The 14,059-nt window shown below is 41.4% G+C and carries 10 protein-coding genes; 5 read left to right on the top strand and 5 right to left on the bottom strand.

The window, feature by feature from the left end:
- Positions 1-44 precede the first annotated feature (44 nt).
- From M3197_RS03520 to M3197_RS03505, 4 genes are all read right to left on the bottom strand, one after another.
- The gene (locus M3197_RS03520; protein ID WP_251658629.1) at positions 45-3,131 is read right to left on the bottom strand and encodes an efflux RND transporter permease subunit; all 3,087 of its coding nucleotides are present in this window, start codon (positions 3,129-3,131) and stop codon (positions 45-47) included.
- A 143-nt stretch (positions 3,132-3,274) separates the two neighbouring features.
- On the bottom strand, positions 3,275-4,849 hold the full coding sequence (locus M3197_RS03515; RefSeq protein WP_251658628.1) for a peptide chain release factor 3: 1,575 nt from the start codon (positions 4,847-4,849) through the stop codon (positions 3,275-3,277).
- A 33-nt stretch (positions 4,850-4,882) separates the two neighbouring features.
- Positions 4,883-6,373, bottom strand: a complete 1,491-nt coding sequence (locus M3197_RS03510; protein WP_251658627.1) for a UDP-N-acetylmuramoyl-L-alanyl-D-glutamate--2,6-diaminopimelate ligase — start codon at positions 6,371-6,373, stop codon at positions 4,883-4,885.
- Between the two features lie 143 nt (positions 6,374-6,516).
- Complete coding sequence (locus tag M3197_RS03505) at positions 6,517-7,905, bottom strand: aldehyde dehydrogenase (protein WP_251658626.1); 1,389 nt, start codon at positions 7,903-7,905, stop codon at positions 6,517-6,519.
- A gap of 324 nt (positions 7,906-8,229) precedes the next feature.
- Between M3197_RS03505 and M3197_RS03500 the strand changes: the two genes are divergently transcribed.
- The 5 genes from M3197_RS03500 to qoxD all read left to right on the top strand — a co-directional run bounded on the left by M3197_RS03500 (position 8,230) and on the right by qoxD (position 12,648).
- Positions 8,230-8,373, top strand: coding sequence for a hypothetical protein (locus M3197_RS03500; RefSeq protein WP_251658625.1), 144 nt, complete (start codon positions 8,230-8,232; stop codon positions 8,371-8,373).
- A gap of 448 nt (positions 8,374-8,821) precedes the next feature.
- Complete coding sequence (gene qoxA / locus M3197_RS03495) at positions 8,822-9,757, top strand: cytochrome aa3 quinol oxidase subunit II (RefSeq protein ID WP_251658624.1); 936 nt, start codon at positions 8,822-8,824, stop codon at positions 9,755-9,757.
- Positions 9,758-9,820: 63 nt separating this feature from the next.
- On the top strand, positions 9,821-11,770 hold the full coding sequence (gene qoxB / locus M3197_RS03490) for a cytochrome aa3 quinol oxidase subunit I (RefSeq protein ID WP_251658623.1): 1,950 nt from the start codon (positions 9,821-9,823) through the stop codon (positions 11,768-11,770).
- Positions 11,760-12,356: a cytochrome aa3 quinol oxidase subunit III gene (gene qoxC / locus M3197_RS03485; protein ID WP_251658622.1), complete on the top strand. Its 597-nt coding sequence runs from the start codon at positions 11,760-11,762 to the stop codon at positions 12,354-12,356. The genes qoxB and qoxC overlap by 11 nt, the downstream gene beginning before the upstream one ends.
- Before the next feature lies 1 nt (position 12,357).
- Entirely contained in the window at positions 12,358-12,648 is a 291-nt protein-coding gene (gene qoxD, locus M3197_RS03480; RefSeq protein WP_039042054.1) for a cytochrome aa3 quinol oxidase subunit IV, read from the top strand.
- 280 nt (positions 12,649-12,928) lie between these two features.
- Here the strand turns inward: qoxD and M3197_RS03475 are convergent, their stop codons facing one another.
- Entirely contained in the window at positions 12,929-14,044 is a 1,116-nt protein-coding gene (locus M3197_RS03475; protein ID WP_251658621.1) for an alpha-hydroxy-acid oxidizing protein, read from the bottom strand.
- Positions 14,045-14,059: the final 15 nt, after the last annotated feature.

The raw sequence follows: 14,059 nt of genomic DNA, 5'->3' as shown, positions 1-14,059 counted from the left end.
AAAAAGCAGAGGGATCTTCTCCTCTGCTTTTAAGTCAACTTCTATCAATCTTTATTGTTATCCACAGATGTCGTTGGACGTGCACGTCTTCTTGTTTCTTTATCGAAGAGACTATAAATAATCGGTACGATAAAGAGTGTTAGGAACGTGGAGCTGATGAGCCCACCAATTACGGCAATTCCCATCGGTTGGTTTATTTCTGTACCTTCACCGATACCAAGTGCAAGTGGTAACAGGCCGAGAATTGTCGTCAGAGCTGTCATAAGAATCGGACGCACCCGGTTTTTAACAGAGATGACGATTGCATCATACGATTTCATACCAGCAGCCTTTTGCTGGTTAATGTAGTCCACAAGGACAATTCCGTTGTTCACAACAATTCCTACTAACACAAGAATACCAATGATCGAAGTGACACTTATAGGGGTATCCGTCACAAACAAACCAATCGCGACACCAATCACCATTAACGGAACAGAGAACATGATAACAAATGGGTATTTAAACGACTCAAATTGAGCTGCCATAACAATGTAAACGAGAACTACTGCAAGTATAAGTGCAAGCAGCATATCGTTTGCTGCACTCTCAAAGAGCTCGCGGTCTCCACTGTAGGACATCTTCACTTCATCCGGCAACTTGAGTTCGTCAATTGCCTCGTTCACGGATTTCGTCATTTCTCCAAGTGATTTATCATTTTCATACTTCACTTCATAAGAAACAGAGTGAGCCTGGTCAACTCGTTGAATGGCAACAGGACCTTCAGCTATATCGATTTTCGCAATCTGCCCTAACTTAACAAACTGCCCTGTTGGTGTACGGAGCTTAATCTTTCTTAAAGCACCCGTATCTTTGTAAAACTTTTTGTCATACTGGACATTCACCGTCAATACTTGATCATTTTCATCGACAATTTGAGTCGCAAATGTACCTCGTGTAACGTCTGTAATCGTTTGAGCCACTTGATATGGGGCTAAACCGAAATCAGCAGCTAACTTTTGATCGACAGTTACTTGAACTTCTTCTACTGTATCCATCAAGTTATTGGATACATCCGTCACACCATCCACTTTAGTAAGAGCATCATCTATTTTTTCAGTTGCTTCATTTAAACGGGTCTCGTTTGTATCTTCAATAGCGAATGTCAACGTATTTGGATTTGAACCTGCAGCCGCTTGTACGTTGAAGCTAATTTCAGCAGTATCCCCAATTGCTTTGTTCACTTTGGGCTTTACATCATCCATGAAATCGAATACAGAGCGTTCCCGGTCGTCTAGTGGTTTTAGCTTTACATACATTTCAGCCGTATCCGCTTGTGAACCTCCTTGTGCCATGGACTGTTGGGTTCCTCCAACTAGACTGACATATACATCGACATCTTTTTGTTCTTTCAACACATCTTCTACTTTTTTAACTGCTTCATTCGTTGTTTCTAGTGAAGATCCATTTGGAAGTTCAACATTAATGCTGAAGAAACCTTCATCAGTAGACGGTAAAAATTCCGTCCCTACTTTAAACAAACCAAATGCACTAGCGCCAAGTAAAACTACCGTCATGACTAGAATAAGGAATCGATGACCTAAAGACCACTTGATGGACTTCTCAAATGTACTGAGTGTTTTCGAGCGACGTCTACGTGCTTCTACATTGCGACGTGGTTTACGTAACATGCGACTCGCCATCATTGGCACAACAGTCAATGCAACAACTAATGATGCAAATAAACTGAATGAGATCGTCAACGCAAATTGAGTAAAGATTTGTCCGATCAATCCACTAATGAAAATGACTGGAACAAAAACAGCCAGTGTCGTCAATGTGGATGCAATGATTGCCCCACTAATTTCTTTTGCCCCTTCACTAGCTGCGACTTTTCGGTCTTTCCCCATAGCAAGGTGTCGTTCAATATTTTCAATTACGACAATGGAATTATCCACTAGCATTCCGATACCGAGGGCTAACGCACCCAACGTCATAATATTGAGCGAGAAATCCGCAAAGAACATTAGCACGAATGTCACAATAACAGAATAAGGAATTGCAACGCCAATAATTATCGGGCTTCTAATTCCCCGTAGGAAGAAGAAAAGAACGATCATGGCGAAGAGACCACCCAGAATGAGTGATTGACCAATGTTATTAATAGCCAATTTTACATAATCACCTTGGTCAAATAATATATCCGCATCTACGTCTTTATATTGTTTTTCGTCTAACATCTGATCTAAGGATTGTTTGAAAGACTTGGACACTTCAGCAGTATTCGCTCCCGATTCCTGGAGGACTGAGAGTAACACGGCTTGTTGGTCATTTGCACGAGTTAACGTCCCATTATTTGCTTCTGTGAGGGTGACAGCTGCGACGTCTTTTACATACATTCGCTTCCCAGTTACAGGGTTTGGACCAATAATGACATTTTTCACATCATCTGCTGAGTTGAGGGTACTGATGATACGCGTAGTAAGTTGTTTGCCACCCGAGGCACTAACTGGCTCACCTGGCATCGTTACATTCGAAGCTTGAACTGCTTGTAACACGTCCGCTTGAGTGAGTCCGTTCTTTTCTAGTTTACTTTCATCTAATACGATTTGAATTTCTTCAACAAGTTTACCGGATACGCTGACACTTGCGACACCTTCAGTTTGACGTAATTCTGTTTCCAATTCCTCCGCTATCTTCCGAATATCAATATCATCAGAGTCTGTTTTAAGTGAGAGTTGAATAACTGGGAATTGAGAAGGATCAAACTTCATGAAACGAGGTTTATCCGCACCTTCAGGTACAGGAACCTGGTCAATGCGCTGCAAGATATCTAGTTGAACATCATCTAAATCGGCAGACCAATCAAACATCATGAATACTAAGGTAGCACCTTCTTGGGAAGTAGATTGCAAGGTCTTTAATCCAGGTGCTGTGGAAAGACTTTCTTCTAATGGTTTTGTTAGTTTTTCGCTTACTTCTGTTGGAGATGCCCCTCCATAATTCGCAACGACCACTGCGACAGGTGGATTTAAATCTGGTATGAGCGTAACGGGTATTTTTAGAAATGATACGGCCCCTAAGATAATAATTAAAAACATCGTAACAATTGTAAACACCGGGCGTTTAATCGAAAAATCGCTTATTTTCATGTGCGCGTCCCCTTTTGTCTGTAATACAGTACTTTCATCATATGCAATACGTCGCTTGAGTTCAAACAGAACGTTTAAAAATTTTATGATAGTAAAAAAACTCGTACATAAATATGTAACGAGTTTTCAATGTAGGACAATGCTTATAACAAACTATATAAACGAATATCTGGGAATTTGTCCCCGAACCAACGCATTGCAAAGTCGTTTTCGAATAAGAAGACTAAGTTATCAAAACGGTCTTTTACAAGCATAGAGCGTGGACCAGTCATAGATTCCTTTACGTCTGCTTCGTTTTCAATCCAACGCGCAACTTTTGAGCCAATGTGCTCCATTTGGACTTCGACGTTATATTCATTTTTCATACGGTGCTCAAATACCTCAAATTGAAGCTGACCTACCGCACCAAGAATGACTTCTTCAGTGTGAAGTGTTTTGTAATACTGAATAGCCCCTTCTTGAACAAGCTGTAAAATTCCCTTATGGAAGTGTTTCGACTTCATGACATTCTTTGCCGTAACTTTGACGAATAATTCTGGGTTGAACTGTGGCAACGCTTCGAATTGGTAGGTAGATTTGCCACCAACAACAGTATCTCCAATTTGATAGTTCCCTGTGTCATACAATCCGATAATGTCTCCTGCTACAGCTTCATTCACTGTCTCACGATCATCTGCAAGAAACTGAGTTGTTTGTGATAACTTTACTGTTTTCCCTATACGAGGTATGTTTACTGACATTCCTCTTTCAAACGAACCAGACACAATTCGAACGAACGCAATCCGGTCCCGGTGAGCTGGATTCATATTTGCCTGAATCTTAAAGATGAAACCAGAAAATTCATCCGTCATAGGGTCTACATATTGCTCGTTCTCTGTTATACGAGGTTGTGGAGCGGGAGCAAAGTTTAAAAAGGTCTCCAAAAATGTTTGTACGCCAAAGTTTGTCAAAGCACTTCCGAAAAATACCGGCGTTAGCTCGCCCTTTGCAACGCGGGTTTCATCAAAAGAATTTCCAGCTTCTTCTAACAACAATGCATCTTCCACTGCTTGTTTGTAATAAGAGGTTTCCATCATTGGATGAGGTTTAGCCAGTTGACCTTCGTCGTCTAACTCAAGATACTTATCTTCCCCTACAACACGGGCTTGTTCAATGCGATTGTTGTAACGATCGTAAATCCCCATGAACTCTTTCCCCATACCGATGGGCCAGTTCATTGCGTAGGACTCGATGCCAAGAACTTCTTCTAGTTCTTCCATTAACTCAAGCGGTTCTTTACCTTGACGGTCCATTTTGTTCATGAACGTGAAAATGGGTATCCCTCGCATACGACAAACTTTGAAGAGCTTGATGGTTTGAGGCTCGATTCCTTTTGCTGAGTCGACCATCATAACCGCCGCATCTACTGCCATAAGTGTTCGATAGGTATCTTCACTAAAGTCTTCGTGTCCTGGTGTATCCAAAATATTAACCCGTTTTCCATCGTAATCGAATTGCAAAACAGATGAAGTTACCGAAATACCACGTTGTTTTTCAATTTCCATCCAGTCGGACGTTGCGTACTTACCAGTTTTCTTTCCCTTAACTGTTCCGGCATCTCGAATGGCACCACCGAAATAGAGTAGTTTCTCTGTCATTGTCGTCTTCCCGGCATCTGGGTGAGAGATGATGGCAAACGTTCGTCTTGAAGCAATTTCTTCTTGCATATTTTTAGTCATTTACTTATTCTCCTTCATATATGAGCCCGACATTTAGCTGCCGATCAAGCCTTTACCAAATTTCTTTTCTGCCTCTTCAAGTGCAATCGTTGCATCTGAATGTGGATATTTTGTTGAACCGATAATTTGATAATCTTCATGTCCTTTACCTGCAAAGATAATAATATCGCCTTCATCAGCAATTTCAATCGCATGTCGTACGGCAGCTTCGCGATCTCCTATACATGCAAACTGTTGATGGGTCATTCCTGCTGCAAGTTCAGATGTTATGGAGTCATACGGTTCGTCTCTTGGATCGTCGGTCGTTAAAATCACGTAATCTGCAGCTGAAGCTTTTTCAGCCATCACTGGACGTTTCTTCCGATCTCGGTTTCCTCCTGTACCAATGACAAAGATAAGTTTTGATTCTGCTGATTTATACGGCAGTATGGCATCGATCGCTTTTTCTATCGCATCTGCAGAATGAGCATAGTCCACGTAGATTGTTAAAGGCAGTTCAGTTTCCACTCGTTCCATTCGCCCTTTAATAGGCGCGAGAAAACGGAGTGGCGCTAAGATATCTGGTATTGCAAGTCCTTTTGCGTAGAGCGCAGTAATCGCAGCTAGCGCATTGGATACACTAAACTCACCAATCATTCGCATTTCTACTTCCCATTCACCTTCTGGCGAGTGTAGCGTAAACGAGCTTCCATCTGTTCGAAGGTCGATATTTGAAGCTGAGAACATTGCATCCGCATGAATTCCATAAGTTAGCACAGGATAGGATGTCATCTCCTTCATCTTAGTGTGCCACTTATCATCTGCGTTCAACACGGCAACTTTATGTTGTTGTAAATCTTGCCCAAGCTGAGCAAACAGAAGACCTTTCGCATTACCATAGTTCTCCATCGTTCCGTGGAAATCCAAATGATCATGTGTCAAGTTCGTGAAGATGGCAATATCGAATTCTGTTCCTGCTAACCGTCCCTCTATGAGACCATGAGAAGAAACTTCCATCGTCATCGTGTCGCAACCTTCTTCTGCTGCACGAGCAATCATCTTTTGTGTTGTCAACACGTCCGTCGTAGTATTTTCTGTTTCATACAATACGCCATCCAAGTTGAACCCGATTGTCCCTGAGACAGCTGAACGTTCACCAACTCCCATTAGGATGCCATGAATGATATTACTTACACTCGTTTTTCCGTTCGTCCCTGTTACCCCGATCATTTTCATTCGTTTAGATGGATAGCCACACCAAGCAGAAGCGAGTAAGCTAATTGCTCTAGAAGTGTTTTCTACGTACACCACCGCCACTTTATCAAGATCGACTTCTATTGGTTTGGAAGCGATGATGACCCTTGCGCCTAATTCGACTGCTTGTCTAACATATTGGTGGCCATCTACTGTAAAGCCTTCGATACAGACAAATAATCCTCCTGCACTGACAGCTCGAGAGTCTGTTGTTAAATCTGTTACTTGTTCAGGTAGTACCCCTACCTCACGTTTAACTGGCAAAACCGCCAATAATTGTTTTGTATTCATTGTACTCCTCCGTTCAGCCGTACCTTACAGTGATCCATTTTCGATTTTCGACCATCTGCTTTTTTAGGCAATACATTCATTATACGTTTTTTTTGTTGCTACGTCATGGTTGAATTAACGAATCAAAAGAAAAACCGCTGTTCTTAACGAATCAGCGGTTTAATGTATTTCAGCTTATTACCGTATGGAGGAAAAGCAGCTCTCATCGGAATCGCAGTACTACGATTCATCATAGCTTTTTCATGGGTGAAGACATCAAAGCTTGCTTTTCCATGATAATTACCTTGTCCTGAAGATCCCACTCCTCCGAATGGCATGTGAATGTTGCCAACATGAGAAATCGTATCATTGATACATCCTCCTCCAAATGGCAACTGTTCTGTGAAGTATGTAGCGGCTTCCTCATTTTCAGTAAACATATATCCAGCAAGTGGTTTTGGCATTTTACGAATTTTATGCAACAAAGCCCCTAAGTTTTCATACTCAAGTACAGGCAAGATCGGTCCGAACAATTCATCTTCCATAGAAGGGCTGTCAAAATGAACACCTTCTAGGACAGTCGGTTCGATATATAAGTCAGCTCTGTCAGTAGTTCCACCACTACTTACAAAAGGTTGCTCTTTTTCAAGAATAGTTTGAAGCCGTTCGAATTGTTTCTCATTAATAATTCGACCGTAATCCTTGCTTGAGGATGCATCTTTTCCATAAAATCGGCGAATGGCTTTTTTAATTTCTTTTAGTAGTTGTTCCTGAATGGATTTATGTGCCACTACATAATCTGGTGCAACACACGTTTGACCCGCATTCGAGAACTTTCCCCATACAATCCGTTCAGCAGCTATTTTTAAATTTGCTGTTTGATCTACAATTGCAGGACTCTTACCACCTAGTTCAAGAGTTACGGGGGTTAGACGTTCAGATGCCGCTTTCATAACAATTTTGCCTACCGCAACACTGCCGGTAAAGAAAATTGAATCAAACGGGGCATGTATCAAGGCTGAAGTTTCTTCTTTTGCACCTTCTACTACACAAACATACTCGGGTGGAAATTGCTGTTCCAGTATTTTTCTAACAACTGCAGCAGTATGAGGTGCTGCTTCAGATGGCTTTGCAACTACACAGTTTCCAGCAGCTATAGCACCTATGACCGGCTCAATGACTAGTTGAAACGGGTAATTAAACGGTCCAATTACTAAAACCGATCCATACGGTTCACGGAGTACATAACTTTTCCCTGGTTGTAAATACAATGGTGTTTTTGCTATTTCTGGTTCCATCCATTCATCTAAATGTTTCAGCACATGACCAATACTTGAAAGAACAAATCCGATTTCAGTTACATATGATTCAAAAGGATTTTTCCGCAAGTCCTTGTAGAGCGCTTTTTCGATATCTTGTTCGTTTGCTTGAATCGCTTCTTTTAAACGGATTAGCATTTCTTTTCTAAATTCAACAGAACGAGTTACCCCTGAAAAGTAATAAGCATGCTGACGCTTAATTATTGATTCTACGTCTTGAGATGTAAAATTCATGGACGTTCCTCCTCTTAAGCAGTTTCTTCTATCTTAACTGCCCTTCGAATGTTAAGCAAAAATCCAACCTACAAATAACAAAAAGCTGTCTAAAAGTCAATCATTCAAAAGGATCTGTTTTCGTTTTCATTAATTCCGACAAAATACGCAGGTTAGCAACTCCTGTCGATTCATATACTAACCACATCAGGCAGTCCTACAAAATTAGAATTTAGTTGCAGGACTATCGGAGCTTTTTTTAGAAGAACGTTTTGAGCTAATTAAAGTTTGGGTAAAGAGTGTATAACAAGCAACCAACCACATTCTTTAAGGGAGGAACTAATGATGACAACAACTGATACTTGGTGGGAAACAATTTTCGAAGGACATCTAGCTGCTGGCTTGAATAAGGAACGTATAAATGAATTAGACGAAGAACACTTCTTATACTTTAAAGATGAAGAACTTACTCACGAGGTTGTCAACTGATTTTGAAAGCACAACTCAACCTACAGACTTTTCAAGATGACGTTGATACATAAAACAGCTTTTCTTTTGCTTAACGCATAAAGAAAAGCTGTTTTTGTTTGCCTAAAAATGGACATCCTTGTCACTTCTAAATCCTCATAACTCTCCGACTTGCCTAAAAAAACCTATATTTCTAATAACTTCATTAGACAAATTCTTAATTATTATATCACCCATTTAATGGGGGGTGCAACTAGTTCGCTCATGAATCAAAACAGATAAGAACCTTTTGTGACATACTCACTTGAGCATTGTAATCTAGGTTTCAGGGTACTATTATAAAGTTCGCACGGAAGTCGTTTACATTTTCATGAAAAATACAGACCGTTTTTAATTATTTGAATATATTTTAACGGTTAACTAAATTGACTTCCATTGTCACCATTTCACCCTTGAGAGGAGTTCTATCATGAAAAAAAAGTGGATAGCCCTAACGCTATTTTCTATTACAGCCATTTTGCTTGCCGGTTGTGACAACCCACTGCTCATATTAGATCCAAAAGGTCCGCAAGCTAGGACATTATCGAGCACAATCCTGTTCTCTATCGCAATGATGGCAGGTATCCTTCTCGTTGTTTATGTACTTTACACAGTTGTTCTAGTGAAGTATCGTGCTTCAAAACTAGACGACGATTACGAACCACCACACGAAGAAGGAAACAAATGGTTAGAAATCATTTGGACAGCCATTCCGGTCGTCATCGTAATAATTCTTTCGGTTGTTACCGTGTCTACCACTAGTACAGTGGAGCAAAAATCTGTCGCTTATGCAGATGAAAAGCCACTTGTTATCTATGCTTCTTCCTCCAACTGGAAATGGCATTTCAGTTACCCTGAAGAGGGAATCGAAACTGTAAATTATGTGAATTTCCCTGCTGACCGTCCAATTGAGTTCCGACTTTATTCTTTCGGACCGATTACAAGTTTTTGGATTCCACAACTCGCTGGTCAAAAGTATGCGATGAGTGACATGGTGAATACCATCCATATGTCTGCGGATGTCCCTGGTTCATTTATCGGGAAAAACTCGAACTTCAGTGGTGAAGGTTTTGCCAAAATGGAATTTGAAGCTCAATCACTGTCAGATGCCGATTACAAAGAATGGGTGAATGATGTGAAAACAACTGCCCCTAAACTAACAGAAGATGAGTTCGACGATTTGTTAGAAGCTGAACACGTCGGTCGTAAGACTTATTCCTCAAACCACCTTGAATTCAAACCCGCTCCTGAAGGGGAAGATAGCGGACACAACCATGGTGGGACTACATCCACTGATGATCAGCACGAAGAACATATGGATATGGATATGGATATGGATATGGATATGGATCATGATGCTCACTAAGTGCATGCCTAGCAAATCCAACCTTCCATTCACTTACTTTACAAACGAAAGGAGTTCAATGATATGAAATGGGACGAATTTTTCGTAACCGGGGAACCGATGATTTACGCAGCGATGGTAAGTATTGTTGTGGTATCTCTCGCAATACCGATTGCGCTCACATACTTTAAAAAATGGAATTGGCTTTGGACGAACTGGTTAACTACGGTTGATCACAAGAAAATCGGAGTCATGTACATTCTTGCTGCACTACTGATGCTATTCCGCGGAGGTGTTGATGCACTCCTAATGCGTGCTCAGACAGCAGTTCCTGATAATGGATTGCTAGACGGTCAGCATTACAATGAGATTTTTACAACACACGGGGTTATTATGATTCTGTTTATGGCGATGCCATTCATCATCGGATTAATGAACGTTGTGATTCCTCTTCAAATTGGAGCACGCGACGTTGCATTTCCTCGATTAAATGCAGTTAGCTTCTGGTTATTCTTCTCTGGAGCTATGCTTTTCAATATTTCGTTCGTTATCGGTGGTTCACCAGATGCTGGTTGGTCTGCGTACTTCCCACTTGCAAGTCTAGAGTTCAGCCCGACTGTCGGGAATAACTATTATGCAATCGCTCTTCAAATTGCAGGTATAGGTACACTGTTAACGGGAATTAACTTCTTGGTAACGATTCTGAAAATGCGTGCACCTGGTATGACACTCATGAAAATGCCGATGTTTACATGGTCAGTCTTGATCACTAATGTCATTATCGTGTTTGCATTCCCTGTTTTGACAGTGGCACTTGCATTGATGACACTCGATCGTCAGTTTGGCACGCAGTTCTTCGCCATGCAAAGTGGCGGTATGGACATGCTTTGGGCTAACCTGTTCTGGGTTTGGGGCCATCCTGAAGTGTATATTGTAGTTTTACCAGCATTCGGTATATACAGTGAAATCATTTCCGCATTTGCACGCAAGAACCTCTACGGTTATAAATCGATGGTTGTCAGTATGGTTGCAATTTCACTGCTATCCTTCGTCGTTTGGGCCCACCACTTCTATACAATGGGTCATGGCGTAATGGTTAATAGTGTGTTCTCAATTACAACGATGGCCATAGCAATACCAACTGGAGTGAAAATATTCAACTGGTTGTTCACGTTACGTAAAGGTAAGATCAGCTTTACGACACCTATGTTGTATTCACTTGCGTTCATTCCAATCTTCACCATTGGTGGAGTAACAGGTGTCATGCTTGCGATGGCAAGTGCTGACTATCAGTATCACAATACAATGTTCTTAGTTGCTCACTTCCACTATGTACTGATACCAGGTACAGTATTTGCGGTCATCGCCGGGTTCCATTTCTGGTTCCCTAAAGTGTTTGGTTTCCGCCTGAACGAAAAATTAGGAAAATGGGCATTCTGGTTTATCACAGTTAGCTTTAACGTAACGTTCTTCCCACTGTTCATCCTTGGATTGAACGGAATGACACGCCGTATGTATACGTATTCCGAAAGTACAGGCTATGGAGCTCTTAACATGGTCTCTATGGTAGGCGCATTAGGTCTTACTGTCGGTTTCATCATTCTCGTATACAATATTTACTACAGTGTGCGTTATAGTCCTCGCGATACGAATGGCGATCCATGGGATGCTCGCTCACTTGAATGGAGCACTCACAGCCCAGTTCCAGAATACAACTTTGCATTGATCCCTACTGTGGATCGATTAGATGCTCATTGGTTCTCCAAGAAAGAAGGAAAACCACTGGCGACTGGTAAGTACGAACCAATTCACATGCCAAATAACAGTGGTGTTCCAATTATCATGGGGGCTGCGTTCTTCTTCTGGGGCTTCTTCATGGTATTTAGTTGGTGGATTCCTGCCATCGTATTCGGAGTTGTGATTTTAGGTACGCTAGCTTACCGCACTTTCGAAAAAGATCATGGACACTACATTTCTGTGGAAGAAATCGAACGAACAGAAAAAGCATTGCGAGGTGAACAGCATGAAAATTGATCACTCAGTACCAATGGAATATAGTACCGATGAAAACAAAATGAAAATCCTTGGATTCTGGATCTTCCTGGGGGCGGAAATCGCCCTCTTCTCTACTCTTTTTGCAGTGTATTTCACACTACAAGGCAATACGAATGTCGGACCTACTGCATCTGATTTGTTCCATCTAAGTCCGGTCATGATTGAAACGATTCTTCTCTTGTCTAGTAGTTTCACGATTGGTCTCGGTGTACATGCGATGCGCCTTGGATTGAAAAAACCAATGATGACGTTCTTCGGCATCACACTTGTTCTTGGTGCTGCTTTCCTTGGTGTTGAAGTTTATGAATTCGTGACTTACGTCGGTGAAGGCGCAACAATTCAGACAAGCGGATTCCTATCTGCCCTCTTCACACTACTTGGAACACACGGATTGCACGTAACATTTGGTCTCCTCTGGGGTGGCTCGATTTTACTACAAATCAAAAAGCGCGGCTTTACACCAGAAACTACGAATAAGTCGTTCATCTTCTCCTTGTATTGGCACTTTCTTGACGTTGTTTGGATTTTCATTTTCAGCTTCGTCTACTTGAAAGGACTGATGTAAGATGAAACAACTTTTTCCAGCACAGCACGTCATGGGATTCTTATTCTCCCTATTACTATCACTTGTAGCACTTGTAGCAGTACTTTTTGACTTATCATTTGCTGCAGGAATGACGATTCTCGTTGTTACAGCTCTTGTACAAGCAGGATTGCAACTGTTCCTGTTCATGCACGTGAAAGAAAATGCAGAGAGCAAGACGCTGTATTTGAATATCCTTTACGCCTTGTTTGTTGGACTCGTCACGATTTTCGGGACATTGTTCGCAATGCGTTGGGGCTATATGGTTAAATAAGGTTAATAAAAAAAGAAGCTGCCTCAAAAGGTCATGAATTGACTTTTTGGGACAGCTTTTTAAATTGGTTAATTATTATGGGTGATTAAACGGTGTTGATTTACGTTTCAGATGGACGCTGGCCTACAGTATGTAGGTCATGCAACCGTTGCCGACGATGCGGCGAACTTAGGTTGTTTCCTTTTGTATCCCTCCGGAGTCGCGATCTTCCACTTCAAACAACGGAGCTTCTATTATTTAGCGACTTCGCTAATCTTTCGTGGTATAAAAGACTTCTCATCTAACCCTTAAAGAGAAAATCAGAATTGATTTCTGAAATTGTTCGAACTCCTGCTAACGCCATGGAGATTTCGAGTTCGTGAAGAATTTTCTGAACTACTTGTTTTACTCCTTCTTCTCCACTAATAGCTAGTCCATAGATGAGTGGGCGACCTAATAAGACTGCGTCTGCACCTAGTGCGAGTGCTTTGAATACATCGCCCCCTGTTCGGATTCCACTATCTAGTAAAATCGGAATACGGTCTTGTACGATTTGTTTTATATCGGGTAAGGCATCTAATGAAGCCATACACTGGTCTAACTGTCTTCCGCCATGATTAGAAACGATAATACCATCAATATTGTGCTCAAGGGCTAACTTTGCATCTTCAGGATGTAAAATTCCTTTCAACAAAATCGGTAAATTCGTCATCTCCCGAACTTTCTTGAGCTCATTCCAATCGAGTCCTGGCTGGTCGATAATGTCAATTTGTTTTTGTAAAGCCGCTTCCATATCTTCCTCAGGTGAATGTTCTAGTAATGCACAAAATGCGGGGTCAGTTAAATAATTCCCACACCCTTCTCCTTCTTCTAATGGGGAATATTGATTGTGAGCATCCGTTTCACGAATGCCCAATATCGGAGTGTCTACAGTGACGACAATTGCAGAATAGCCATTCGCTTCAGCTCGCTGCACGAGGCTCCTTGTTATCGAATCCTCAAGCGAACAATATAGCTGAAACCAACGTGAACCATCCCCTAACTCATTCGTAATCTCTTCCATCGAAAAAGATGATGCACTGCTGACGACAAATGGGATATTTACTGCTTTAGCTGCTCTTGCTGAGGCTAATTCTCCTTCTGGGTGAGCAATACGCTGTACTCCAATAGGTGCGAACAGAATCGGCGAAGACAGCTTTTCATTGAAAACAGTACATGACAGATCTATTTTGGTAACATTTCGCAAAACGCGCGGCCTGATTTTCCACTTTGAAAAAACTTGAAGGTTCTCTTTCATCGTTGCTTCAATGCCCGCACCTCTAGCTATGTAATCGAACGCTTCTCTGCGAATCTTTTCGTATGCTTTTCGTTCTAACACGTTTTCAAACACCGGTTGTATTTCTGCTGTAGTAATCATTTTCCTACTCCCCTT

Origin of the sequence: Sporosarcina aquimarina (genome assembly GCF_023715615.1) — a bacterium.
Lineage (GTDB): Bacteria > Bacillota > Bacilli > Bacillales_A > Planococcaceae > Sporosarcina > Sporosarcina aquimarina_A.
Note: the sequence above shows the minus strand (reverse complement) of the source record. Positions and strands in the feature narration are given on the sequence as shown.